This window comes from Lactobacillus huangpiensis, assembly GCF_019972815.1.
Taxonomy (GTDB): Bacteria; Bacillota; Bacilli; order Lactobacillales; family Lactobacillaceae; genus Lactobacillus; species Lactobacillus huangpiensis.
The window spans coordinates 23,826-48,697 of record NZ_BPPA01000004.1 but is presented as its reverse complement, the minus strand read 5'-3'; the positions used below and the strand labels follow the sequence as shown (position 1 = coordinate 48,697).

At 36.9% G+C, this 24,872-nt stretch carries 21 protein-coding genes; 19 read left to right on the top strand and 2 right to left on the bottom strand.

Annotated elements, in window-relative coordinates; genetic code table 11:
- The first annotated feature begins 21 nt into the window (after positions 1–21).
- The 6 genes from LDM90_RS04315 (at position 22) to LDM90_RS04290 (ending at position 4,383) form a co-directional block, all read left to right on the top strand.
- On the top strand, positions 22–747 hold the full coding sequence (locus LDM90_RS04315; protein WP_223896502.1) for an SLAP domain-containing protein: 726 nt from the start codon (positions 22–24) through the stop codon (positions 745–747).
- A gap of 32 nt (positions 748–779) precedes the next feature.
- Complete coding sequence (locus tag LDM90_RS04310; protein WP_223896504.1) at positions 780–1,262, top strand: nitroreductase family protein; 483 nt, start codon at positions 780–782, stop codon at positions 1,260–1,262.
- A gap of 175 nt (positions 1,263–1,437) precedes the next feature.
- Positions 1,438–2,433, top strand: coding sequence for a dihydroxyacetone kinase subunit DhaK (dhaK, locus tag LDM90_RS04305; protein ID WP_223896505.1), 996 nt, complete (start codon positions 1,438–1,440; stop codon positions 2,431–2,433).
- Between the two features lie 16 nt (positions 2,434–2,449).
- Positions 2,450–3,034 carry a dihydroxyacetone kinase subunit DhaL gene (gene dhaL / locus LDM90_RS04300; protein WP_223896506.1) on the top strand — a complete coding sequence of 195 codons (585 nt, stop codon included), beginning with the start codon at positions 2,450–2,452 and terminating at the stop codon, positions 3,032–3,034.
- Positions 3,031–3,402, top strand: a complete 372-nt coding sequence (gene dhaM / locus LDM90_RS04295; protein WP_198211924.1) for a dihydroxyacetone kinase phosphoryl donor subunit DhaM — start codon at positions 3,031–3,033, stop codon at positions 3,400–3,402. Before dhaL ends, dhaM begins: the two co-directional genes overlap by 4 nt.
- A 261-nt stretch (positions 3,403–3,663) precedes the next feature.
- Positions 3,664–4,383, top strand: a complete 720-nt coding sequence (locus LDM90_RS04290; RefSeq protein ID WP_198211922.1) for an MIP/aquaporin family protein — start codon at positions 3,664–3,666, stop codon at positions 4,381–4,383.
- An 83-nt stretch (positions 4,384–4,466) separates the two neighbouring features.
- On the opposite strand, the gene LDM90_RS09530 is transcribed toward LDM90_RS04290, so the two are convergent.
- Both LDM90_RS09530 and LDM90_RS04280 read right to left on the bottom strand, forming a co-directional pair.
- On the bottom strand, positions 4,467–4,688 hold the full coding sequence (locus tag LDM90_RS09530) for a transposase (protein ID WP_444542931.1): 222 nt from the start codon (positions 4,686–4,688) through the stop codon (positions 4,467–4,469).
- Between the two features lie 1,001 nt (positions 4,689–5,689).
- Positions 5,690–6,583, bottom strand: coding sequence for a LysR family transcriptional regulator (locus tag LDM90_RS04280; protein WP_223896508.1), 894 nt, complete (start codon positions 6,581–6,583; stop codon positions 5,690–5,692).
- Between the two features lie 206 nt (positions 6,584–6,789).
- On the opposite strand from LDM90_RS04280, the gene LDM90_RS04275 reads away from it, so the two are divergent.
- The 13 genes from LDM90_RS04275 to LDM90_RS04215 all read left to right on the top strand — a co-directional run bounded on the left by LDM90_RS04275 (position 6,790) and on the right by LDM90_RS04215 (position 24,869).
- On the top strand, positions 6,790–8,574 hold the full coding sequence (locus tag LDM90_RS04275; protein WP_223896510.1) for an FAD-binding protein: 1,785 nt from the start codon (positions 6,790–6,792) through the stop codon (positions 8,572–8,574).
- Between the two features lie 12 nt (positions 8,575–8,586).
- Positions 8,587–10,422, top strand: coding sequence for an FAD-binding protein (locus LDM90_RS04270; protein ID WP_223896511.1), 1,836 nt, complete (start codon positions 8,587–8,589; stop codon positions 10,420–10,422).
- 4 nt (positions 10,423–10,426) lie between these two features.
- Complete coding sequence (locus LDM90_RS04265; RefSeq protein WP_223896515.1) at positions 10,427–11,842, top strand: DASS family sodium-coupled anion symporter; 1,416 nt, start codon at positions 10,427–10,429, stop codon at positions 11,840–11,842.
- A gap of 130 nt (positions 11,843–11,972) precedes the next feature.
- Positions 11,973–12,929: a glycosylasparaginase gene (locus LDM90_RS04260; RefSeq protein ID WP_223896516.1), complete on the top strand. Its 957-nt coding sequence runs from the start codon at positions 11,973–11,975 to the stop codon at positions 12,927–12,929.
- A 26-nt stretch (positions 12,930–12,955) separates the two neighbouring features.
- Positions 12,956–13,591, top strand: a complete 636-nt coding sequence (locus tag LDM90_RS04255) for a copper homeostasis protein CutC (RefSeq protein ID WP_223896518.1) — start codon at positions 12,956–12,958, stop codon at positions 13,589–13,591.
- A gap of 623 nt (positions 13,592–14,214) precedes the next feature.
- Complete coding sequence (brnQ, locus tag LDM90_RS04250; protein ID WP_223896520.1) at positions 14,215–15,588, top strand: branched-chain amino acid transport system II carrier protein; 1,374 nt, start codon at positions 14,215–14,217, stop codon at positions 15,586–15,588.
- A 97-nt stretch (positions 15,589–15,685) separates the two neighbouring features.
- Positions 15,686–17,743 (top strand): copper-translocating P-type ATPase, encoded by a 2,058-nt coding sequence (locus tag LDM90_RS04245; protein ID WP_223896522.1) that lies wholly within the window; start codon positions 15,686–15,688, stop codon positions 17,741–17,743.
- Positions 17,744–17,926: 183 nt separating this feature from the next.
- Positions 17,927–19,330, top strand: coding sequence for a class II fumarate hydratase (locus tag LDM90_RS04240; RefSeq protein ID WP_223896524.1), 1,404 nt, complete (start codon positions 17,927–17,929; stop codon positions 19,328–19,330).
- A 31-nt stretch (positions 19,331–19,361) separates the two neighbouring features.
- Positions 19,362–20,759, top strand: coding sequence for a flavocytochrome c (locus LDM90_RS04235; RefSeq protein ID WP_034979670.1), 1,398 nt, complete (start codon positions 19,362–19,364; stop codon positions 20,757–20,759).
- A 182-nt stretch (positions 20,760–20,941) separates the two neighbouring features.
- The gene (locus tag LDM90_RS04230; protein WP_223896529.1) at positions 20,942–21,871 is read left to right on the top strand and encodes an L-lactate dehydrogenase; all 930 of its coding nucleotides are present in this window, start codon (positions 20,942–20,944) and stop codon (positions 21,869–21,871) included.
- A 20-nt stretch (positions 21,872–21,891) separates the two neighbouring features.
- Complete coding sequence (locus tag LDM90_RS04225; protein WP_223896530.1) at positions 21,892–22,602, top strand: RraA family protein; 711 nt, start codon at positions 21,892–21,894, stop codon at positions 22,600–22,602.
- Positions 22,603–22,607: 5 nt separating this feature from the next.
- Positions 22,608–24,074: a DASS family sodium-coupled anion symporter gene (locus LDM90_RS04220; RefSeq protein WP_223896531.1), complete on the top strand. Its 1,467-nt coding sequence runs from the start codon at positions 22,608–22,610 to the stop codon at positions 24,072–24,074.
- Positions 24,075–24,869, top strand: a complete 795-nt coding sequence (locus LDM90_RS04215) for an alpha/beta fold hydrolase (protein ID WP_223896532.1) — start codon at positions 24,075–24,077, stop codon at positions 24,867–24,869.
- The last annotated feature ends 3 nt before the right edge of the window (positions 24,870–24,872 follow it).

Sequence of the window (24,872 nt, the reverse complement as noted above, 5' to 3'; positions counted from 1 at the left end):
TTTCAATAATGAGGTGTCAAAATGAAGAAAAAACTTTTGTTAAGTCTAGCTGGAATTGCATCTTTGACTTTGGGATTAAGTACCACTAAACCAGTTTTGGCTGCAGAAACTGATGCAAATTCAACTAATCAAAGTCAGACTAATAATACAACTTCTAATACTACAAAGGGAGATTCGAATACGTCAAATACTACAGATCAAAGTAAAACCAATAATGGACAATCCAATACAACTAACAGTACAAATAAGCCTTCTACAACAGATACGACAAAGAAGCCCAAGAAAAATAAAACTAATTCAATTAGTGCGATAAAGTATTTACAAAAAACTGTCAAATTAAAGAGAAATGCCTATATATATGACAGTAAGGGTAAAAGAATTAAAAACAAAAAACTGAAAAAAGGAACAATTCTTTCGGTTATCGGTTTTACTACAGTTAAAAATAAGAGTTATCTGCAAATATCATTAAATGGCAAGAAAACTAAGAAGAAAGAATACGTAAAGCCAGGTAATGTAAAGCTTTTTAAAGTTGCCAGCTATAAAGTAAAACGCAATGCTAAAGTTTACGATAGCAAAGGCAAGCTTCTGGTAAAAGGAAATAAATATTCATACGTTAAAAAAGGTGCAACAGTTTTTGTATATAGTACTAAGAAGATTAAAGGTAAAAAGTTAGTAGGAATATCTGAAACACAGTTTTTAAAATGGTCTGATTTAGTTCATAAGACTGGTAAAGCTGTCATTAAATAATTTAGGTTTTGTTTTTCATAGAGGACACATAAATGACTGATCCTGTTTTAAAAAGAGTAGCTGTCAGAAAATATACGACTGAAAAAGTTGCTCAAGATGATATTGCTAAGTTGATCAACGCTTTTCAAGCATCTCCTTGTGGCATGCACCAAACTGACGTGATGCAGATGACCGTGGTTGAGAGTGAAGAATTATTAGCAAAAATAGAACAAGTTACAAGTAACGCTTGCTATAATGCTCCTTTATTATTTGTCATCAATGTCAAAAAGAATAATGATTTTGGTGAAAGAGACGCTTCTGTTGCTGCAGAAAACATAATGGTAGAGGCGGCAGAACTCAACCTGGGTTCGGTTTATCTAATGAATGCGGCTAGTGTACTAAATTCTGCCAAAAATTTGGAAGAAGAGCTAGGTGTTCCGGAGAATTTTGAAACCTGTGTCATTGTTGCCTGTGGACATGCTGCAGAACATCCTAATGATGATAGATCTAGCAGGTATAAGATTACAAGAAAATAATATTATTTTATAGTTTTGTATTAAACTTTAGCCATACTTTTATTGATGAAGCGTGCTAAAGTTTTTTATTTTGCGCAAAATATTTAATTTATTGCAACACAAATGGTTTATATAAATGTTACTTGGTATAATAGTTATGTAAGCGTTACATTTATTTAATTAAGGAGCTAATTACATGAAAAAGATTATTAATGACCCAGCAAATGTTGTACCTGAAATGGTCAAAGGTATGGTCAGATCATATCCACAATTTATTTCCCAAGTTAAAGATACCGAAGCTGTTGTGAGAGCAGATAAGGATTCAATGACCGGGAAAGTAGGTATTGTCAGCGGGGGAGGTTCAGGACATGAACCTACTCATGCAGGTTTTGTAGGTAAAGGGATGTTAAGTGCAGCAGTTTGCGGTCAGGTTTTCACATCTCCAACTCCAGATCAAATTTACGAAGCAATCAAAGCAGTAGATCAGGGGCAAGGTGTTTTTCTAGTTATAAAAAATTATTCAGGGGATGTCATGAACTTTGATATGGCAAAAGATATGGCTGACATGGATGACATTAAAGTTAAATCAATTGTAGTCGATGACGATATTGCTGTAGAAAACAGTACATTCACACAAGGAAGACGTGGAGTTGCAGGAACCTTGTTTATGCATAAGATTCTGGGAGCTATGGCTCAAAATGGTGCAAGTCTGGACGAAATTGATGCAGCAGCTAAAAAAGTTTTGCCTAATATTAACACAATTGCTGTAGCTCTATCGGCTGCTACTAACCCCGAAACTGGTAAACCTGGTTTTGTATTAAAAGATGACGAGATCGAATTTGGAGTTGGCATTCATTCAGAGCCTGGCTATCGTCGTGAAAAAATCAAACCTGCTAAAGACTTAGTATCTGAATTAGTGGGTAAGTTAAATAATGAAATGCATTTAGAGCAAAATAAAAAGTATGCTGTTTTAGTTAATGGCATGGGTGCGACTCCTTTGATGGAGCAATATATTTTTAGTAATGATTTGCTCGATAAATTGGCGGAATTTAATGTTAAACCAGCTTTTATCAAAATTGGTAATTACATGACATCGCTCGATATGGCTGGTATCTCACTCACAATTTTTGAGTTAGCTAATGAAAAGTGGCTTGATTATCTTAATCAACCAGTTGAAACGATAGCTTGGTAAAAGAGGAGGAAATAATATGGGATTAACGGTTAAAAACGTAGTTGAATGGATCAATAAATTTTCCGCAAAAATTGAGCAGAATAAGCAATTTTTAAGCGATTTAGACACTGCAATTGGCGATGGGGATCACGGGTTTAATATGAGCCGAGGCATGAATGCTGTCAGTCAAAAACTGAATTCAGAGCCAAAAACTATTACTGATGCCTTTAAACAAATTGCAATGACTCTTATTTCTACTGTTGGTGGAGCATCAGGTCCATTATATGGTACAGCTTTTTTAGAAATGGCCAAGAAAAGCGCTACTAGCGATGATATTGATGAATTACTGGATGCCGCTTTGGCTGGTATTAAAAAACGTGGCGGTGCTGAACCAGGAGACAAAACGATGGTTGATGTTTGGTCAGTGCTTGTACCTGAAGTAAAAGCGCATAATTTAACTCAAGAAAAAATTGATTCTGCTGTAGATGCAACTAAAGATTTAGTTGCAAAAAAGGGACGTGCTTCATATTTGGGAGAGAGATCAAAGGGTCATGTTGATCCCGGCTCGCAATCTAGTGGCTATCTCTTTGAAGCTTTATTGGAAACAGAAGGTATACTATGAGTTTAGGCATTACGTTAGTATCACATGTTCCTGAAATACCTATCGGATTGACTAAACTTTTAGATCAAGTTGCAAAAGATGTATCAATCACAACTGCTGGCGGAACAAATGAAGAAGATATAGGGACCAGCATGGACAAGGTTTTGCAGGCTTTTTCTGACAATAAAGCCGATGAAATTTTGGCTTTTTATGATTTAGGCAGTGCCAAAATGAATATTGAATTAGCTACTGAAATGACTTCCAAAAAAATTCACTTATATGATGTGGCCTTCATCGAAGGGGCATACACAGCAGCCACTCTGATTGAAGCCGGAGTTAATTTATCTGAAATAGAAAAACAGCTTGAGTGCTTAAAAATAAAAAAATAGGCTTAAAGCTTCCATTTAAAATACCTTGCTAAAAATAACAGTTATAAAAATATAACGAACATTTTTAAAAAATTAAATATAAATGCTATATAATAGCCAAATTTAAATAACAGTTGCTTAAACAATTTTTTGAAAATTATTTTATTTAAAGAAAGGGTTTACACAAGCGAGATTTTATAATATATTTTGTTAGGGAGTAATTTACTACTAAACATTATTTAAGGCTTATGCAGCCTGATAATCAAAGTAGGAGATTAAAAAATGAATAATAGCTTAACAATGCAATTAGTGGGAGAGTTCATTGGAACTATCATCTTAGTATTGCTTGGAGATGGCGTTTGTGCCGGTGTCAACTTGAACAAGTCGAAAGCAAAAGGCAGTGGCTGGATCGTTATTTCTTTTGGTTGGGGTTTTGCTGTAACTTTCGGAGTATTTTGTGTTAGTTGGCTTTGCCCAGGACATTTTAATCCGGCAGTGTCATTAGGAATGGCTATTGCAAACAAATTGCCGTGGTCTTCAGTTTTGCCATATATGCTGGCTCAAATTGCTGGAGGTTTTATCGGTGGCATTTTAGTTTGGTTAACCTATTTTCCTCACTGGGAAGAAACTACTGACCAAGAAGGCATTTTAGGTTCCTTTGCTACGACACCAGCCATTAGAAACTATGCTTGGAATTTCTTTACTGAAGCGATTGCTACGTTTGTTTTGGTATTTGGCTTGTTGGGATTAACCAATGCCAAATTGGCACCAGGATTGAATCCACTATTGGCAGGATTTTTAATTACAGCAATCTGTTTGTCCTTAGGAGGACCAACTGGAATCGCGATTAATCCGGCTCGTGACTTGGGACCAAGACTTGCGCATCAGTTTATGCCAATTGCCAATAAAGGTGGTTCTGATTGGGCTTATAGTTGGGTTCCAATTTTTGGACCGCTTTTAGGTGGCGGAATTGCCGCATTTTTGTTCAACGTTATTGCTTAAGTTGAAAAAGTTCATGACTTTAAAAGTCGTGAACTTTTTTGGCTCTTTGTAAAATTCTGTTGATAAAGATTAAATGACTAGAATCAAGCAGCAAATAAACTGCTTGGTTCTTTTTCTTTTACCTTGTTTTCTGCCAGTCTAATCCTGGTTAGCAGATTGTGGAAATCGGCATAGCCAAAAGCTATACGCTCAATTTGTTTGTTTTTGGGATTGAAACCTTCTAAGCACGCGTTGGAATAATTCCATGTTATCTCTTTGATTACTGTTTTCAGATTGGGCTTAAAAGTTAACAGGGCTTGATGCATTTGCCAGCCAACTTCTTCATTGGCATTAATGATTTTTTAATTGCTTGCGGGTGTTTAATGGCCAATGCATCATAAAATGCTTGCAGCATGTTATAGGCATTAGTGAGCTCCTCACTGCAGGATATTCCATGGTTGACTACTTGCTCTTGCGTTAGATTGTCCTTGTAGTGCAGATGAATCTTGTCAAGCAGCTGCAACTTCTTAACGATTAAGTTTTAACGGCAATTTAAAGAGTCTGTCTTCTTTGCTGATCTTTTAAAAATAGGCAGTAATTGTTTTTTATAGTGCGCTCGGAGAATTTGGCCTACCTCTTGTTTGTGGGCATCATGACAAATAAATGCAAGGTGCGTTCAACGCCTTTAAACTCGTCGGAGGACAGATGCTCATGCAAATAGTCATAGCTGCTATTAAACTGATGCGAGCAGTAGCCTGTACTCTCTTTGCACCGTATTGACAGAGAGATTGTTTTTCCTAGCAATGCTGGTCATTGAGCGAACACCTTTTAAAGCAGTTAGAATTTTAAGCTTAGAATGCCGGGAAATACATCAGTATTTGCCTACCAAATCTGTTTGGCAATTGAGCGTTTATTGCAGATGTAACACCAGACTCTTCTTAAAGAGTCTGATAATGACTGGCTGACTATCGTTGGCAGCAGGGTAACGAACTTTGGTTTTCAATCTGCCATTGTGCTGCAGCTTCTACTAGCTACAGAAAGGAGCGGCTTGGTTGCAGTAAGACAGCTTGGTAAACTTTTTGCTTATGGTCGTTTAGCCAATTGGAAAAAATAATCTTCAAAAACAATGTTTTGATCTTTAATATTAAGAGTAAATTTAATCTAACTATTGAAAGAGGACATAATTCAAAACTTCTAAAAATATTGAGTGATGTTAATATTTTATTACAAGAAGCAGGGGAAAGATGTCCCTTTTTATATAATAAAAAACCTATTAATAGCTTATCACAAGGATAGAGCATTAACAGGATAAATTATAGAGCCAAAATTATTTATATTCCTCTGGTTTAAAATGTCGCAGTATTTCAATCCCTTTGCGCTGATACTTATTAGGTATAAAGCTTTTTCTCATTGCAATCTGCATGTATGCCCACAGTTTTTGACCCGGTTTTAACCGAATGACATGAATATCAGAAACCTCTTTTAAGCTGCTTTCCATAGCAAGAGCAATACCTACATTGCGTTTAACTAATTCAATCATCATTCTCATCGTAGTAGCAGTGTATGAAATCTGTGGCGTAAAATCGCCCAATTTCGCTTCCTGCTCCAAACATTCTCTAGTTAAATAGCCTCTTTTGCGAGCAACAAACTTGCGGTTGCGCAAGTCTGATGCGTTAATTTGATGGACATCTTTCCATTTGTCGCTGGTACTGGTAATAATAACTAGTTCAGTTCTTTGCAAATTATGAATAAAATATTCAGGATCATTAATAGGAACCATCCACGAATATATTGCTACATCCACAGTGCCATCGGTTAAGTCAGAAAATGCGTTAGCAGACCTTTCAATTCTAGATTCAATTAAATCGGTAATATTTGCTTGATAAAATTTTTGAATAATATCAGCAATGTAAAGGCTACCAGCTTCTCCAGAAAAGGCAAGCCGAATTTTCTTGTCACTGGCATGCATCACATCATAATTGATGCTTGCGATGTCCTGCAAAAGTATTTTCGCTCTTTTATAAAGCAAGTCGCCGGCATCGGTCAAAGTTATTTTACTTTTGCGATTTTTTTGCAATATTAGTGGATCATCGAACTTATCTGCCAACCGCTTTACTGCCATGGAAATTGTGGGTTGAGTAACGTCAAAGAATGCGGCTGTGGTTGTATAGTTACCAGTTTCGACTAATTTACAAAAATATAATAAGTCTTTTTCGTTCATGAGTACTTCCTAAATAAATAAAATTTATAAATATATCTGATTAAATTATATTAAATTTAACTTTAATGTACAATAACAAGTTGCTGCAATAGACTTTTGTATTATGAAACTGAACTATTTCCTTTAAAAAATTTAATTAGACTTAAAATGTTGGTCAAGATATATTTACGTTAAGAAAAGTTTATAAGAAAGTGATGGTGAAAAATTTGATCTACGATTCAACTCTCAAATGGGACGCCGTTTACGACGTAATTGTAGTCGGATTCGGTGGAGCTGGCGCTGGTGCAGCAAGATTTGCAGCAGATAATAATGCGCACGTTCTGCTCATCGATTCAGCTCCTGAAGGTCATGAAGGTGGGAATACCAGATATGCCGGTGGTGCTTTTGCTTGGAGCGATAATTTTGATGATCTCCGTAAATATTATAAGCAAACTTATTATCCCTTTAAGTATGATCCAAAAGATTTAGACGCTTTTGTCAATAATGTTTTGAAGATGAAGGAGTACTCTCAAAAATATTTTGGCATTGAAGCACAATACACCGGCAGAAGACCTCAAGGAGAATATCCGGAATACAAGCATGCAGAAACTATGCGCTCGCAAAGCATGACTGCTGGTATGTATAATGGCGGATTCTGGAAATTATTACGTAAAAAAGTTTACGAGCGTTTAGACAAAATAGATGTTTGGTTTGAAAGTCCTGCACAACATTTAATTCAGGACCCCAACACTAAAACCATTTTAGGTGTGCAAATTAAACATCAAGGTATAAATAGAAATGTGGCTGCCAGAAATGGTGTAGTTCTTTCATGTGGTGGCTTTGAAAATAATCAAGATATGGTACAAACATTTTTAGGTCAAGGTTCTTTAGCTCCAATTGGTACTTTGTATAATCAAGGTAAAGGAATTGATTTGGCAGTTGAAGCTGGTGCTAGACTGTGGCATATGTCCAACTATGACTCACATGGTTTTTCTTTAAGAGAAGGCGAGCCCAGAGAAAAATTTGCCTATATGATCAACTGGAAGAATTTATTTAATGGCAGTATTTTCGTTGCTGGCGATGACGGCACACGGTATTACCGTGAAGACGAAGAGGATCGTCATGGATATAAATACAACCATGGCAACTGGATTATGCAGCCTAACCAAAATCATCCACATATTATCATGGATCAAAGACAATTTGAGCAACTAGCTAATGACGATTCAGATAAGGCTGAACAAATTAAGAGCCTGATTACCTATGCCATAAAAGCAGAAAGTATTGCCAAATTAGCTGGCAAGATTGCTGCACCAAAATTAGCTGAAGCTGTCAGTGATTTTAACTTTTTAGTCAATGAAAAAAAGCGTGATATGTTTTTAAATCGCAAAATTGAAACAATGCGTGCTTTTGGCGCTGGCCCATATTACGCTATCCCAATTCGCCACAACATTCTGCACACACATGGTGGCGCTCGTCGTAATGAGAATTGCGAAGTTTTGGACATGGAGAATAATGTTATTCCTCATTTATATGAAGCTGGCGAATTAGGAGATATTTTTGCTACTAAATATATTGGTGCAAACAGTATTGCTGATTTGTTAATTTCTGGCAAAATTGCAGGAGAAAATGCTGCGTGGCCAAAAAGAAAAATGGCTGAAGTTGATGTAGTTACAGGTGCTTCAGAAAACCCTGATCTAAAATCTGACGCTCATGCTTCTTCAACTGATTTTGAAGCTGGACCTAATCAGGGAATTGGAATTAGTGAAAATGGCATTAATGATGTCCCAATTGTGGTGCGCGTTACGATGTCAGGTGATAAGATTTCTCAAATTGAAACACTGCAAGAAAAAGAAACTCCTTATCTGGGAGGTAAAGCAATTCCCGTTCTAACTAATGAAATGATCGAAAAACAAACTACAGAGGTTGATGCGGTCAGTGGCGCAAGTACAACTAGTGCTGCTTTTAAAGAAGCTGTCAACCAAGCAATTGAGAATGCTGAAAAGCAGTAAAGAAGAGCAAAAATGAAAATCAACGAAAAAACTAAGTGGAATGGTGTGTATGATGTAGTCGTTTTAGGTTTCGGTGGAGCCGGAGGCACAGCAGCTCGTTTTGCGGCAGAAAATGGTGCTCAAGTCTTATTAGTTGACGCTGCTCCTTATGGTCATGAGGGTGGTAACACCCGTTATTCAGCACAGCATGTTGCTATGGCACATGATAGAGAGAAGATTGCTGAATATTATGAGCAGCTGGCAGCGCCATATAATTTTGATCAGAAAACAATGGCTGCTTATCTTGATGGCTTTGTTAATATGCCGCAATATTTTAAAAAGTATTTTGGTATTGATCCTTTTATCTGGTCACGTGATAATCAACCGGGTGACCATTTAGCAAAGAAAAAGAATTTATGTGAGTATCCTGAATATCGCGGTTCTGAAACCTTTGATTTTGCACTAGTTCATAATCAAGACTTTGATGCTGAGCTATGGAAAGTAATTCGAGCTCAAGTAGTCAAGAATGCTGCCAACATTGATGTCTGGCTTAATTCCAGAGCAGAGCATTTATTGCAGGACAAAGCAACTGGTGAAATAGCTGGAGTAATTATTAATCGTAACAAGAAACAATATTATATTCATGCTCGCAAAGGAGTAATTGTTGCTACAGGTGGCTTTGAAAATAATAAACAGATGCAGCAGGATTACCTGCACGTCACAAAATTAACCCCACTGGGCACTCTCTATAATAAGGGTGACGGGATTAAAATGACAGCAGAAGTTGGAGCAAAAATGTGGCATATGAGCAATTATGAGTCATTAGGCATCGTTCCCAGCTACGTAATTGCTGAAGGTGAAAATGAGCGTGGTCGGCAAGTTAGCAGTTGGCAAAATGTCAAATCAGGTGCGATTTTTGCGATGGCAGACGACGGCACCCGCTTTATGCGTGAAGATGCCCAATTCAGACATGGTCACATAGCTGAACATGGAGACTATCTATTGCCTCACGCTTACGACAATGCTTGGTTGGTCTTTGATAATCAGCAATATCAAAAGTTTGTCTTAGAACAGAAACAAGGAAAGCTCAAGTACGGTAAGTTCTTTGACAAGGTTGTTAGTGCCGGTTCACTGGCTGAATTAGCTCAAAAAATGAATGTACCGACCGCAAATCTGGAAAATACTGTTTCGCAATTTAACGAGTTTGCCACTAAAGGCAAGGATCTGGAATTTGGTCGTGCACCTGAGTCAATGACCAGTTTCGATTTAAAAGATGACGTCCATGCAGTTAAATTGGCTCCCGCAGTGCTTAATACCCAAGGTGGACCAGAACATGATGAGTTAGCCCGTGTGCTTGATGTCAACAATCAACCAATCAAACGTCTCTACACAGCTGGTGAGCTTGGCGGAATGTGCGTCAATCGTTATCAGGGCGGTGGCAACTTAGCTGAATGCTTGATTTTTGGCAAAATTGCTGGAAAAAATGCTGCCAAGTTGGATCCAATTGAGGATTCGATTAATTTAACGGAGAAGTTGCCGCAAATTAATGATCTTTTGGATGGTGAAAAGGACGATCAAATTGAGCTGGGACAAAATCAGTTCCTAGGATCTTCTGAAGCAGGTATTGGCGGCAGGATTTTGGTTCGCGTGACCTATTTTGATAATGAAATCAAAAAAATTGAAGTACTGGAAAATCATGAAACGGAAGGAATTGGAGCTGTAGCCATTGACCGTATACTCCAAGAAATGGTAAGCAATAATTCTACCGACGTTGATGCAGTTTCAGGAGCTTCTACCACAACTAATGCTTTAAAGGAAGCCGTAAATGCGGCAATTAAGAAAGCACAAAATAGTTCTAAAGGAGAATAAAGAAATGTTAGATAAAATTCAATGGAAAAAGTGGGTTTTGCCACTAGCTATCGGCATTGTCTTATGGCTGTTAACTCCATTAAAACCAGCGGCAATTAACGTTCAAGCCTGGCACCTTTTCGCCATATTTATTGCAACTATAATTGCTTGTGTGACTAAACCATTACCAATGATGGCAACTACAATAATAGCGGTGGTGATTGCCACATTAACCGGTATTTTTAAGATGGAAGAAGTTACTGCCGGTTTTGGTAATTCCACCGCATGGATGGTCGCTATGTGTATGTTTATGGCGGCCGGCTTTATTAAATCAGGTCTTGGTAAAAGAATTGCCTACTTCTTTGTCAAAACTTTTGGCAAGAGAACTTTAGGTTTGGCTTATGCCTTATCCCTAGTGGAAACTGTTCTGGCAGTTGGTATCCCAAGTAACAACGCTCGTGTTAACGGTATTATGTACCCAATTATTGATAACTTATCAAGAGAAATGGGTTCAGATCCTAAAAAGGGAACTGAGCGTGACATGGGTTCATTCCTTGTCTTTACAGAATACGAAGTTAACATCGTTACTTCCACAATGTTTTTAACTGGCTTAGCCGGAAACATGGTGGCATTAGGGATAGCAAAGACGCAAAACGTTACCATTTCGTGGATGCAATGGTTTGTAGCTGCAATTGTACCGGGCATAATTTCCTTAATATTAGTACCTTTTATTCTATATAAAATTTATCCGCCTAAGATCAAAGAAACACCTAATGCTCATGCTTGGGCAAACAAAAAGTTACAAGAATTAGGCAAAATGACGGCTGCAGAAAAAATTATGGGTGTGGTTTTTGTCCTGTCGGTTGCATTATGGTTAGTAGGTTCTAAGTTTGGAATTGACGCTACTTTGGTCAGCTTTATTGCAGTTGCATTACTATTGGTATTTGGCGTCATTAATGTTAAGGATATTTTAGGTCAAAGTTTTGCTTGGAACATCTTGACTTGGCTTTCAATTATCATGTTGATGTCACAAAAATTAATGACTTTGGGCTTTTTCCCTTGGTTCTCAAAGACTTTAGGTAGTGCACTTCATGGTATGAACTGGGTTTTAGTACTGGTAATCTTATTCTTGGTTTACTTCTACCTCCACTATTTATTTCCAAGTGTTTCTACACAAATTTCTGCTCTTTACGCAGGATTTCTCTCAATTGCGATTGGTGCCGGAGTGCCGCCTATGATGGCAGCGTTAATGTTAGCTTTGGACGGTTCTTTATACTTGTCAACTTCAAGCTATTCGGCAGGTCCTGCTGCTTTGCTTTCTTCAACAGGCTATGTTTCTAACAAAGATTGGTGGAAACTAAGCGCCATAATTGGTGTTGTACTTAACATCATCTGGTTAGGCGGCGGTCTGATTTGGACTAAAATTATCGGCATGTGGTAATAAAAAGGCTTTGAATTTTTGGTTCAAAGCTTTTATTTTTGACCCAAATTTATCTTTTAATTTTGTAGCTTGTTAGTTTAAGGAGTCTAGTTTACTATTATTACTATACTGAATAAAAAGGAAGATCATAATGAAAAATTGGGCTGTAATATCAACTTGGAGCATGTCATACGATGGGTTGTTAAAAGCAAGCAGTATGTTGCAAAACGGTGAGAGCGCAGGGGATGCAGTTGAAAACTTAATAAAGAAAGTTGAATCTTATCCTCTTTATAAATCAGTAGGTTATGGCGGACTTCCTAATGAAGATGGAGTTGTTCAGATGGATGCCGCCTTTATGAATGGTGATACTTTAGCACAAGGTTCAGTAGCCGCTATTGAAAATGTGAAGCATGCTGTTTCTGTAGCCAGAAAATTGAGTTTAAATAAAACTAACAGCTTTTTAGTCGGAGAAGGCGCCACTAAATTTGCTATGCAAAATGGCTTTGAAATGACTAACATGCTGACAGAAAGAGCAAAAAAAATATGGCAAAATAAGGTAAAAGAGCAGTTTAAAACCGGACTGCATCCCTATGATGGACATGATACTGTTGGAGCAGTCACACTTGATCAAGCTGAATCGATGGCTGCAGCTACATCAACTTCAGGATTATTTATGAAAAAAGATGGTAGAATTGGTGATTCACCGTTATCGGGTTCTGGATTTTATGTTGACAGTCATATTGGAGCAGCCACGGCAACAGGGTTAGGAGAAGATATTATGAAAGGCTGTCTTTCATATGAAATAGTTCGCAGAATGGCAAAAGGTCAGTCTCCTCAAGAAGCTTGTGACACAGCACTTTACCCATTTTGTGAAGATTTAAAACAGCGCTATGGTCAAGTAGGGGAAATTTCTTTAATTGCTTTAAATCGAAAAGGTGAGTGGGGAGTAGCTACTAATGTGGAATTTCCTTTTTGTGTTGCTAATGAAAAACAAAAAGCTCAAATTTTAATGGCTAACCCTGGAAAAAATCAAAAGACTCAGATTGAGCCTATTTCACAGTCTTGGTTAGATGATTATCAAAAACAAATCAATGCTCCGGTCGAGTAACGTTTAACTAAAAGAAAGAGAATAAAATGCTAAAAGAAGCGTGTGTTGAAAATTTTTATAATATTCCTCATGTAATTAAGGCTGGTGCTGACAGATTAGAGCTGAATAATGATTTGGCGTTGGGTGGCACTACGCCTTCCTATGGCGTAATAAAGAAATCTGTCACTTATGCTGAGAATTTTAAAATACCGGTTGTCATAATGATTAGACCTAGAGGTGGAGATTTTGTTTATAGTGAAAATGAAATCGGCATAATGGCTGATGACATTGAAGCGTCTGCCAAACTGGGTGCTCAAGGAGTGGCTTTTGGATGTTTGACCACCAATAATCAAATAAATAGAATTCAAATGAAACATCTAATTACACTAGCTCGTTCCTTAAACGTTGAAGTCGTTATGCACATGGCTTTTGATGACATATCAAATGATAAACAGAAAACAGAATTAAACTGGTTAGCAGATCAAGGAGTCAAAAGAATTTTGACACATGGTGGAAAATTAGACAAACCTATCTTGGCAACAATACTCCATTTAAAAGAAATAATTAAATGGGCGAATGATCGTATAGAAATTTTGCCAGGTGGAGGCATCACAACCGAAAATAGAGATGATATTGCCAAAAAATTGCAGTTAAATGAACTTCATGGTTCGAAAATTGTTTAGACATAAAGGGACTAAAAGTTATTTTATCTTGAAATATCTTATCAGGTTTAATATGAAAAATAATCGTTAATATCCGTTCAGTGCTAACTTCTCTGACTTTATTCTTAGTTTGCTTTTTGATTGCGGTTTTAGATTACTGAAATAAATGTATGATGCAACCTAGCTTATTATGATTTCAAAAACATCCTTTGGTATATTATTTTTTCAGGCAATTTCACTATTTTTTCAAAATTTTAGTTGACAGAAAATAAGACATTGATTAAAATACTATTAATATTGATAAAGCGAAGAAAAGATAAGTAAGCTTACAAGTAGCGTTTAAGAGAGTCCTGTTGCTGAGAACGGACCGTGATGGCAAGCTGAAAGTAACTTTGAGCTATATGGTGAATTTTAGTAGCTATTATTGGGTACACCCATTAACGTGTTAGCGTATCGCATTCTTGCCGTACGTGAAGTGACTATGCTATTTGTCATTTTTTGATTTATAGTGCAGTAATATAGGTGGTACCGTGCTAAAGCACCCTTGATTTTAAATCAAGGGTGCTTTTTTATTCCCCAAAATAATCTAGCCAACCCTTTATCATTATTAAATTTATCTGTGATTCTGTTTAGGAGGAATTGTAATGGAAGAAATTGAGCAAGATGTTAATACAAAGCCTTTAACATGGAAGCAATATTTGGTAGTAGCATCATTGTTGTTTGGGCTGTTTTTTGGTGCAGGCAACTTGATTTTTCCGATTCATTTAGGTCAGCTTTCAGGAGCAAATTGGGGAATAGCTACTTTTGGGTTTTTGGTAACGGCAGTGCTTTTACCTTTACTGGCTGTTTTGGCTATTAGCGCAAGTCATGCAAAAGGAGTTTATGATATTGGCAGGCCACTGGGTAACATTTTTGCTCTAGTTTTCATGGTTTTAATCCATTTAACTCTGGGACCCTTATTTGCCACGCCTCGTACGGCAAGCATTTCATTTTCAGTCGGTTTGCAACCAGTTTTGCCGAAATCTGCCACAAAGCCAGCACTCTTAATATTCTCTGCAATATTTTTTATTTTAGCTTTTATTATTTCGTATAAACAGTCTACGATTTTGACAAGTATTGGGAAAATTTTAAATCCATTGTTTTTGCTATTGCTATTTTCGGTTTTTTTATTGGCAGCTATCTCACCCATGGGTGCGGCTAAAAATCAAAGCATAACAGCAGCTTATCAAAGCGCTCCTTTCTTCAATGGCTTTTTAGAAGGCTATAACACAATGGATGCTCTGGCTGGATTAGCATTTGGCTATACAATTGTTTCGGCGGTAAGGCAGCTGGGGAAAACTTCTGCTAAAAGCAATGCGAAAGTTACAGCTAGAGCTGGTGTGATCGCTACAAGTGCAATAGGTATTATTTATATTGGACTAATTTGGGTAGGAGCAACTACTTTAAATCATTTTAAAATTTCCGCTGAAGGTGGCACTGTTTTTAACCAAATAGTTACTTATTATTTGGGCAATTTTGGTCATGCTTTACTTGCTACACTGGTTACACTAACTTGTTTAACAACCGCTGTAGGCTTAATAGCCGCTTTTGCACAGGACTTTCACCGCAGTTTCAACAAAATCAGCTATCATGGTTGGTTGACAATTATGACTCTTGTTTCTTTCATCACAGCTAATTTTGGCTTGGATACAATCATTTCCTGGTCAACTCCAATGCTAATGTTTTTATATCCTATTGCAATGGTTTTAATCATTCTGTCAATTACGAGTTCGTTATTTGATCGTGATCCAATTGTTTATTTTTGGGGAATAGTTTTTACATTCATTCCTGCAATCTTAGACATGATTGCTTCTTTTCCTGCTGTAATTAGTCAACAGTCATGGGCATTACAGTTAAGGTCATTGCAATTACGCTTCTTGCCATTCGCAGATATTGGTATGGACTGGGTAATTCCGGCTGTTATTGGATTAGCTGTTGGGTTTATTATTCATTTTTATAAAAAAGCAAAAAGTATTTAGTTGTGCAAATATAATTCAAATAATTAAGCTGATATTTTGACATCACCTGTTTATAAAAGTAGATTAAAGAAAAGAGCAATTTTGGTGATTGTATAGAATGGGGCTGAATATTTTGAATAATATGAATATGAACCATAATGAAAATATGAATCATTCGATGAATAATAATTCATCAATGAAAATGGGTAATCATGATATGATGATGCATGGTGGTCACATGATGCACATGGGAAACTTAAAGAAAAAGTTTTGGGTTTCCGTTTTATTATCATTGCCAATTATTTTTTTATCACCTGCAATGGGCGTTCATTTGCCTTTCCAGTTTTCTTTCACCGGGTCTGACTGGGTAGTGGTTATTTTTGCGACTATACTTTACTTTTACGGAGGGGAACCATTCTTATCAGGTGCTTTTTACGAGATAAAAGACAAGAAGCCTGAAATGATGACTCTTATTTCTCTGGGAATAACTACTGCATATATTTACAGTATTTATGCTTTTGTGAAAAATAATTTATTAAACAGTAAAGCTCAAGTAATGGATTTTTTCTGGGAATTGGCTACTTTAATTTTGATTATGCTTTTAGGTCACTGGATCGAGATGAATTCAGTGATGAACGCAAATAGTTCTGTGCATGATTTAGCAAAGCTTTTGCCTGATAAAGTGCATGTCCAAAATAACGGTCAATTTAAAGATATGGCTATTAATGATGTGCAAAAGAATGCTGTTATTTTAGTAAAAGCAGGAGAGAGCATACCTCTAGATGGGGTCATTCTAAGTGGTTCAAGTCAGGTAAATGAATCGCTAGTTACCGGTGAATCGCGAGAAATTACCCGCAAAGAAAACGATAAGGTGATCGGTGGTTCAATTAATGGTTCTGGTACATTAACGGTTAAAGTAACTAGTTCTGCTAATTCCGGTTTTTTAGCTAATGTGAATAAACTGGTTCAGTCTTCACAAATGAATAAATCAAAATTGCAAAATCTGGCCGATAAAGTTTCCAGTTGGTTATTTTATGCGGCACTTGTTTTTGGGATTATAGCATTAATCGTTTGGACTAGTCTGCGTGGTATATCTGCTGGTCTAGAACGAATGGTCACCGTCTTAGTTATTGCCTGCCCTCATGCTTTGGGGTTGGCCATTCCCTTAGTTAATGCGAGAAGTACTTCAATTGGCGCCAAAAATGGCTTATTAATTAGAAATCGCAATGTCATCAGCATCAGTTCAAAAATCAATTATTTGCTTTTAGATAAAACTGGAACTTTAACTGAAGGAAAATTTCAAGTTCGAAAATTTGATAGTTTGGATAAAAATTATAGTGCTGATGAAGTAATTAAGCTTATTGCCTCACTTGAGCAAGATTCAAATCACCCGATTGCTCAAAGCATTTTACAATTTGCTAAAGAAAAGAATATTAATCTATATTCATTAACAAATAGTAAAACTTTAGATGGTAAAGGGGTCTCTGGTACTCTAAATGGAAAGGAATTTCAACTAGTAAACGAAACATCTGCTAGAAAGTTAGTGAACAATTTTCCCCAAATGGATGCTTTAAACTACACTTCAAGCTATTTAGTAGAGGGGAATGATCTTTTAGGATATGTTGCTGTTGGAGACGAAATTAAGAAGAACGCTGCTTCTTTAATTAAGCAAATTAAAGATCTTAATATCACACCAGTAATGCTCACAGGAGACAATGAAAAAGTTGCACAAAACATTGCTCACAAACTTAACATTTCTGAAGTTCATTCGGGTTTGATGCCTGCTGACAAACAAAGAATTGTTGCAGAACTTCAAGAAAAAGGCAATAAGGTTATGATGGTCGGGGATGGCATAAATGATGCTCCAAGTTTAGCAAAAGCAGATATCGGCGTTGCTATCGGAGCAGGAACAGATGTTGCTGTGGATTCAGCGGATGTCATTTTGGTAAATAGTGACCCACTTGACATTATTAGCTTTTTAAATCTTGCCCAGCATACTCAAAGAAAAACCGTCCAAAATTTATGGTGGGGAGCCGGCTATAACATTGTGGCATTGCCCTTAGCAGCTGGAGTATTAGCTCCTTGGGGAATTTTATTATCTCCGGCCGTTGGAGCAATTTTAATGTCCCTATCAACAGTAATAGTAGCTATCAACGCAGAAACATTGAAAATATAACACTTAAGATTAAGCACTCCTTGGGAGCGCTTTTTTTATTTTTAAACAAATTTTTAATTTTTAAAATGATAGCCCTTTTATTTAAAAATATTGAAAAAAGTCCAAAAAACCTGTATCATGAGTGAGAGAGTAATATAAAATTTATTATTAGAAGAATGTTAGCATTAAATAAGGAGACTTAACATGAGCGAAGAAGAATATCGTGTTGAAAGTGATACTATCGGTCCTGTCAAAATACCAAAAGAAGCTCTATGGGGACCGCAAACAGAACGCAGTCGCAATAACTTCCCCAGCGGTGAATTAATGCCTCTTGCGATTATCCGTGCATTTTTACATTTAAAAAAAGCTGCCGCTGAATCAAATGTAGAAGTAGGAGACGAACCCGAAGAAAAAGGAAAAGCAATTGAGGATGCTGTTGACCATTTGCTTAAATTAGATGACCATGAACTACGCAAAGACTTTCCACTACATGTATTGCAAACGGGGTCTGGAACTCAAAGTAATATGAATGTGAATGAAGTTGTTGCAAATTTGGCTAATAAGTTGCATCCAAATTTGCATATCTTACCTAATGATGATGTTAATAGAGGACAATCGTCTAATGATACTTACCCTACAGCAATGAATATTGTGGCTGTTGAGGCACTGGATAAACTTGAACCAGCTGTGCAACACCTAATTGATGAACTTATACTAAAACAAAATAAGTATTGGAAAACCGTTAAAGTAGGTCGTACTCATCTGCAAGATGCCACTCCAATTACTTTTGGCCAAGAAGTTTCGGGTTATATTTCTGCATTAAAACATGACTTGAATTATATTCAAGAACTTAAACCAACATTGTACGAACTGGCAATTGGAGGGACAGCTGTTGGCACTGGACTTAATGCTGCACCTGGGATGACTGAAAAAATTGCCGGTAAATTGTCCCAAGTTTACGGACATGAATTTAAAGTTAATACCAATAAGTTTTGGGGCTTAGCTCATCATTCTGGAATTGATGTTGTTCATGGTGCATTGAAAACTTTAGCTGCTGATATGTTCAAGATAGCACAGGACATTAGATTCTTAGCTTCTGGTCCAAGGGCAGGCTATCACGAGCTCAACATTCCAGCCAATGAACCTGGATCATCAATCATGCCAGGCAAAGTTAACCCTACACAAGCTGAAGCTGTAACCATGGCAGCCGCAAAAGTTTTTGGCAATGACGCTACTATTACTTTTGCCTGTTCACAAGGAAATTTTGAAATGAACGTCTATAAAACTATTATGATTGCAGCTTTTCTTGATTCATGTGATATTTTAGCTGGTACTATCAGGGGGTTTGCTGATAAAATGATAGCGGGCCTAACAGTTAATGCTCAAAAGATGGATGACTTGCTTGAAAGCTCTTTGATGACTGTTACAGCTCTGTCACCACACATTGGTTATCATGCAGCTGCGAAAATTGCCCAAACTGCAGATAAGGAAGGTACAACACTTAAGGAAGCAGCTTTAGATAGTGGCAAATTAACAGAGGAAGAATATGATAAGTGGATGGATTACATGGAGATGACCAATGTATCTCAAACTAATCCTGAGAAATAACTATTTTAATGTTTTTAGAGGAGAAAAATAAATGGGTAAATTTGTTTTTACGCCTAACGGCAGTGCAGAAATTAAAGACCGTTATGATGCTGTAATCGTTGGAGCCGGTGGAGCTGGTTTAACAGCAGCAATTCAGGCAAAAGAACTCGGACTCAATGTTGCTGTTTTTGAAAAAAATGCTGACCTTGGTGGAAATACCAATAGGGCATCATCTGGAATGAATGCTTCTGAAAGTTTAGTTCAACTTAATGAAGGGATTATAGACAATAAAGAAGATTTTTATCAGGAAACCTTAAAGGGTGGAGGCAAATTAAATGACCGTGACCTTTTAAGATATTTTGTTGACCACTCTGCCGTAGCAATTGACTGGCTGATGAACCATGGGATTGAGCTTACAAATCTAACAATAACAGGTGGTATGAGTAAAAAGAGGGCTCACCGGCCTGCCTCAATGGCACCCGTTGGAAATTATTTAGTTACAGGGGCTTTGAAGCAAATTCAAGAAAAAAATATTCCTATTTTTAATAATTCTCGTGTAATTAGTTTACTACAAGATAAGCAGAAAAAAGTTGTAGGAATTGAAGTTGAAACTGATTCAGGAGTCAAAAAGGTTCAAGCTACAGCAATTTTACTGGCCTCTGGTGGCTTTGGTTCTTCAAAAGATTTAATACAAAAATATCGTCCAGATCTCGCAAATTATAAAACAACTAATCAACCTGGAGCTACAGGTGATGGACTCAAATTAGCAGCCAAAATTGATGCTCAATTGGAACAAATGGAATTTATCCAAGTTCATCCTACAGCCCAAACAGATACTGATCACGTCTATTTAATAGGTGAGGGTTTACGTGGCGAAGGGGCAATTTTAGTTAACAAATCTGGTCAGAGATTTGTTAATGAACTCAACACACGGAAAATAGTTTCTGATGCAATTACTAAGTTAAATGAGGATGGAGCGTATCTTCTGTTTGATCAAACGATCCGTAATAATTTCACCGCTGTCGAGTTTTATGATCATGTAGGATTAGTCAATCAAGGATCTTCCATTGAGGAATTAGCAGAAAACATTGGTGTTAACAGTGATAATCTAAAGAAAACAATTTCAAAATGGAATGAAGCTGTGAAGAATAAAGATGATAGTGAATATCAGCGGACTACTGGAATGGATCGCACTATCGAACAAGGTCCTTTCTTTGCTATTCATATTAATCCAGCTATTCATTATACTATGGGTGGAATTCATATAACTCCAAAAACTGAAGTTTTGGATTCAGACGGAAACATTATTTCAGGGCTCTATGCCGCAGGTGAAGTTTCAGGAGGATTGCATGGCAATAATAGAATTGGAGGAAACTCAATAGCTGAAACTGTCATATTTGGCCGACAGGCAGGGATACAAATGGCAGAGTTTACCAGACAACATAAATAACTACTAAAAATGCTTAGAAATTCTAAGCATTTTTTATATTATTTGAAAGATGAAAATCATTTTATATTTTTAAAAAATTAAAATTTAAATTATTTATTTTAAATATTGAAAAAACTAAAAAGTAATTTTATAATTATAAATGTAAAGGATTACATTTATAAAAATTGAAAGGAAATGACGTTATGAATAAAAAGGTTTTACTAGTTGGTGATGGAGCAGTAGGCTCAACTTTTGCCAACGATTTATTGCAACATACTAGAGTTGACGAGCTGGTTATTTGCGATGTGGTAAAAAAACGTCCACTGGGTGATTCAATGGATTTGGAAGATATATTGCCTTTTACAGGAGAATGTAATATTCATTCTGGAGAATACTCTGATGCAAAAGACGCTGATGTTGTTGTGATCACCGCTGGTGTTCCGCGCAAGCCGGGAGAAAGTCGTTTGGATCTAGTTAATAAAAACGTTAATATCTTAAAAAGCATAATTCAACCTGTAGTTGAATCAGGCTTTAATGGCATTTTCCTTGTTTCCGCTAATCCAGTTGATATTTTAACAACGCTGACCCAGAAATTATCTGGCTTCCCTAAAAATAAGGTTATTGGGACAGGTACTTCCCTTGATTCAGCACGTTTAAAGGTAGATTTAGCACGAAGATTACATGTTCCTGTTGCTGAAGTTAATTCTATGGTTTTAGGAGAGCATGGTGATACTTCTTTCGAAAACTTTGATGAGTCAACAGTTAGTGGCAAGCCACTTAAAGATTTTGACGGTATTGACAACTCTGTGCTGGATCAAGTAGAATCAGGTATTCGTAAAAAGGGAGGAAAAATAATTGAAAATAAAGGTGCTACATTTTATGGCATTGCGATGATGTTGACCCAGATAGTTTCTGCTATATTAACTAATCAATCAATCGCCTTGCCTTTATCAGCACCAATTAAGGGTGAATATGGAATTAAAAATGAGCTTTATCTAGGAACACCTACTGTAATAAATGGTGCCGGAATTAGTCAGGTGCTTGAGACTAAGCTTTCCGAAACTGAAAAAGCTAAGATGCTCAACTCAGCTTCAAAAATGCAGGAAGTACTAGATAATATTGCTTTAGATTAACCAAAAAGAAGGCATGACGAATGCAGGTTGGAAAAAGAATTTTTTTAAAAAGAAAACTTCCACAAAAAGAGGTAATAGATGCATACAAAAAATTGCCATCGTCAAATGTGGCTGATTGTATGAATAGAACAGGTGCAATGGCACCGAGAATTAAGCTTATGTCCAATCCTCATGAGGAAATGTGTGGGCCAGCTTTTACAGTTCATAATCGTCCAGGTGATAATCTGACCATTTATGCAGCTTTAAAATATTGTCATGAAGGCGATATCGTTGTCATTGACAATGAGAATGACAATACCAGGGCCGTTATTGGCGAAGTGATGATGACCTGGCTACGCGACCAAAGACATGTTGCTGGAGTCGTAGTTGACGGGCCAATACGTGACATAGATAGTTTGCGTGATTGGGACTTGCCCATTTATGCGGTTAGCACGACACCTGATGGACCATATAAAGAAGGCCCAGGAGAAATAAATGTTCCAATTTCTTGTGGGAATGTGAGTGTTAATCCTGGTGACGTGATTTTAGGTGATGCCGATGGTGTTATAAAAATTGCTTTAGAAGAAGCAAGTGAATTACTTCCAGCTGTCCAGGATTTTCACAAAAAAGATGATGCCAAAGCAGCAAGTTTTCATGATGGCACAGGAAATATAAATTGGCTTGATGAAGAACTGAAGAATAAAAATTATGAAATTATCGACGATTTTTATCGCCCGGAAAATTACAGGTAATTAAAATGAAAACACTAGAAAAAGTTAATTACAAGGGATTTATCTTACCCCTGGCTGTTGGTGTTATACTCTGGTGCATCACGCCTTTGCGTCCTGCAGGTTTATCAGCTCCAGCCTGGGAGATGTTTGCTATTTTCGTGGCAACTATTGTTGGATGTATCACTAAGCCTTTGCCAATAGGCGGCACCACTTTAATCGGACTTATAGTAACGGTTTTAGTTGGTTTAGCCCCAATCAAGGACATTGCAGATCCTAAAACAGGTAAAGTAACAACAGGAATTCTCAGTGCCTTTAGTAATTCAGCTTCTTGGCTAATTGCTATGGCTTTCATCATGGCCTATGGTATTAGTAAAACTGGGCTGGGCAACCGTATAGCTTATTGGATGATTAAACGTTTCGGCAAGAAATCCATTGGTATCGGCTATGCCATTACTGGATTGGAATTAATTTTAGGAGCTTTGATTCCATCAAACAGTGCCAGAACTGGAGGAGTCGTTTGGCCCGTAACCGAATCAATATCTAAAGATTATGATTCATATCCTAATGATCCTTCCCGCAAGAAAATCGGTGCCTACCTCAGCTTTATGGCCTTTCATGCCAATATTCTTTCAACTGCCCTCTTTATTACCGGCGCAGCACCAAATATGGTTGCTTCACAAATGGCAGCGCAGAAAAATTATAACATGACCTGGATTAGCTGGTTTTCAGCAGCTGTAGTTCCTGTACTTGTTGCAACTATTGTCATTCCAATTGTGATTTATAAAATTTTCCCACCTGAGATAAAAGAAACTCCTAATGCTGAAAAATGGGCTACTGATCATTTAAAGGACATGGGGCCAGTTACAAAACCAGAAAAAATTATGTCAATGGTGTTTTTACTAGCCATAATTTTATGGGTTTTATCTGGCGTTTTTGATATTCCTCAATTAGATTCAACTTTCGTTGCTTTTCTAGCGGTCGGTTTGTTGCTGTTAACTGGTGTTTTAACCATGAAAGATGCCTTAAACCAAACTGGTGCCTGGAATATTTTGATTTGGCTGTCAATTTTAATTTTTATGGCAAGTAAACTTATTTCATTTGGCTTTATTGACTGGTTCTCAAAGACTATTCAAACAAGTCTTCACGGCATCAGCTGGCAAATAGTATTAGTGGTTTTGGTAATATTAATGTTTTATACCCACTACTTCTTTGCTAGTGGAACCGCTCATATGACTGCCTTATATTTACCATTCTTGTCAGTGGCAGTAGCTACTGGTGCTCCTTTGGGACTTTCTGCAATGCTGCTTGCATTTACAGGTGCTTTCAATGCTTCAACCACTCACTATGCCAATGGACCAGCTTCAATTTTAGCTACTACAGGTTACATTAAACAAGGTGAATGGTGGAAATACAACTTTATTTTAGGAATTATCTATTTACTGATTTTTGGTGTAATTGGAACTTTATGGATGAAAGTTATCGGAATCTGGTAAATGCTTAATGAGAAGAGTTTTATCACTAATGATGGTATACGAATAGCATATTATGATACTGGAAAAGGCAAACAACCTGTATTGGCAGTTCCCGGTATAGGAAGCACCGCAATATTATGGGAAGAAGTTGCTAAACTCTTTGCATCTGATTATCGTTTTATCGTAATAGATCCGCGTAATCAAGGACGTTCACAAAGAACATTTAAAGGACAGCGTATCAGTCGGCATGCGGCTGATTTAGAGGAACTGATTGCCAAGTTAAACTTAAAAGATATTATTGCTATTGGAAATTCAATGGGTGCAGCAAATATTTGGGCTTATGTTTCATTGTTTGGCTATGACAGGCTACAGGCAATTATCGATTTGGATCAACCCCCCAAGATGATCAGAGATAGCTCTTGGGAGTATGGTTTTAAAGATTTAACTTGGCAGAATTACCCGGATTATTTGAAGGCGGATCTTGGCAATGGCATTTATGCTCATATTAATGATGAGATGTTTAAAAAGGCCAAAATGGAAACCCAAAAATATCCATATAATGCTGAAGAGAATTATCTTTGTCGTGTAGATCATGCTGAGCAGGATTGGAGAGATGTTTTAATTGATTTAAAAATCCCAATGCTGGTTTTAGCAGGACAGAATTCTCCCTTTTTTGACTATCACTTCGCCTTTGCCATGGAAAAGTTAAATGCAATAATTAGCGCAAAAGTTATTAAAAATTGTGGACACTTAATTCAGGCTGAACAGCCTCCTAGCATGTATAAAGAAGTTACGAATTTCTTAAAAAAGATTTAACTC

Bases quoted from the DNA above. Each gene is read 5' to 3' on its own strand.
- LDM90_RS04315 (WP_223896502.1), top strand. From the start codon at position 22: ATGAAGAAAAAACTTTTGTTAAGTCTAGCTGGAATTGCATCTTTGACT.
- brnQ (WP_223896520.1), top strand. From the start codon at position 14,215: ATGGAAGAAATTGAGCAAGATGTTAATACAAAGCCTTTAACATGGAAG.
- LDM90_RS04245 (WP_223896522.1), top strand. From the start codon at position 15,686: ATGGGGCTGAATATTTTGAATAATATGAATATGAACCATAATGAAAAT.
- dhaL (WP_223896506.1), top strand. From the start codon at position 2,450: ATGGGATTAACGGTTAAAAACGTAGTTGAATGGATCAATAAATTTTCC.
- LDM90_RS04310 (WP_223896504.1), top strand. From the start codon at position 780: ATGACTGATCCTGTTTTAAAAAGAGTAGCTGTCAGAAAATATACGACT.
- LDM90_RS04225 (WP_223896530.1), top strand. From the start codon at position 21,892: ATGCAGGTTGGAAAAAGAATTTTTTTAAAAAGAAAACTTCCACAAAAA.
- LDM90_RS04265 (WP_223896515.1), top strand. From the start codon at position 10,427: ATGTTAGATAAAATTCAATGGAAAAAGTGGGTTTTGCCACTAGCTATC.
- LDM90_RS04260 (WP_223896516.1), top strand. From the start codon at position 11,973: ATGAAAAATTGGGCTGTAATATCAACTTGGAGCATGTCATACGATGGG.
- LDM90_RS04240 (WP_223896524.1), top strand. From the start codon at position 17,927: ATGAGCGAAGAAGAATATCGTGTTGAAAGTGATACTATCGGTCCTGTC.
- LDM90_RS04255 (WP_223896518.1), top strand. From the start codon at position 12,956: ATGCTAAAAGAAGCGTGTGTTGAAAATTTTTATAATATTCCTCATGTA.
- dhaM (WP_198211924.1), top strand. From the start codon at position 3,031: ATGAGTTTAGGCATTACGTTAGTATCACATGTTCCTGAAATACCTATC.
- dhaK (WP_223896505.1), top strand. From the start codon at position 1,438: ATGAAAAAGATTATTAATGACCCAGCAAATGTTGTACCTGAAATGGTC.
- LDM90_RS04220 (WP_223896531.1), top strand. From the start codon at position 22,608: ATGAAAACACTAGAAAAAGTTAATTACAAGGGATTTATCTTACCCCTG.
- LDM90_RS04290 (WP_198211922.1), top strand. From the start codon at position 3,664: ATGAATAATAGCTTAACAATGCAATTAGTGGGAGAGTTCATTGGAACT.
- LDM90_RS04280 (WP_223896508.1), bottom strand. From the start codon at position 6,583: ATGAACGAAAAAGACTTATTATATTTTTGTAAATTAGTCGAAACTGGT.
- LDM90_RS09530 (WP_444542931.1), bottom strand. From the start codon at position 4,688: ATGCATCAAGCCCTGTTAACTTTTAAGCCCAATCTGAAAACAGTAATC.
- LDM90_RS04230 (WP_223896529.1), top strand. From the start codon at position 20,942: ATGAATAAAAAGGTTTTACTAGTTGGTGATGGAGCAGTAGGCTCAACT.
- LDM90_RS04235 (WP_034979670.1), top strand. From the start codon at position 19,362: ATGGGTAAATTTGTTTTTACGCCTAACGGCAGTGCAGAAATTAAAGAC.
- LDM90_RS04270 (WP_223896511.1), top strand. From the start codon at position 8,587: ATGAAAATCAACGAAAAAACTAAGTGGAATGGTGTGTATGATGTAGTC.
- LDM90_RS04215 (WP_223896532.1), top strand. From the start codon at position 24,075: ATGCTTAATGAGAAGAGTTTTATCACTAATGATGGTATACGAATAGCA.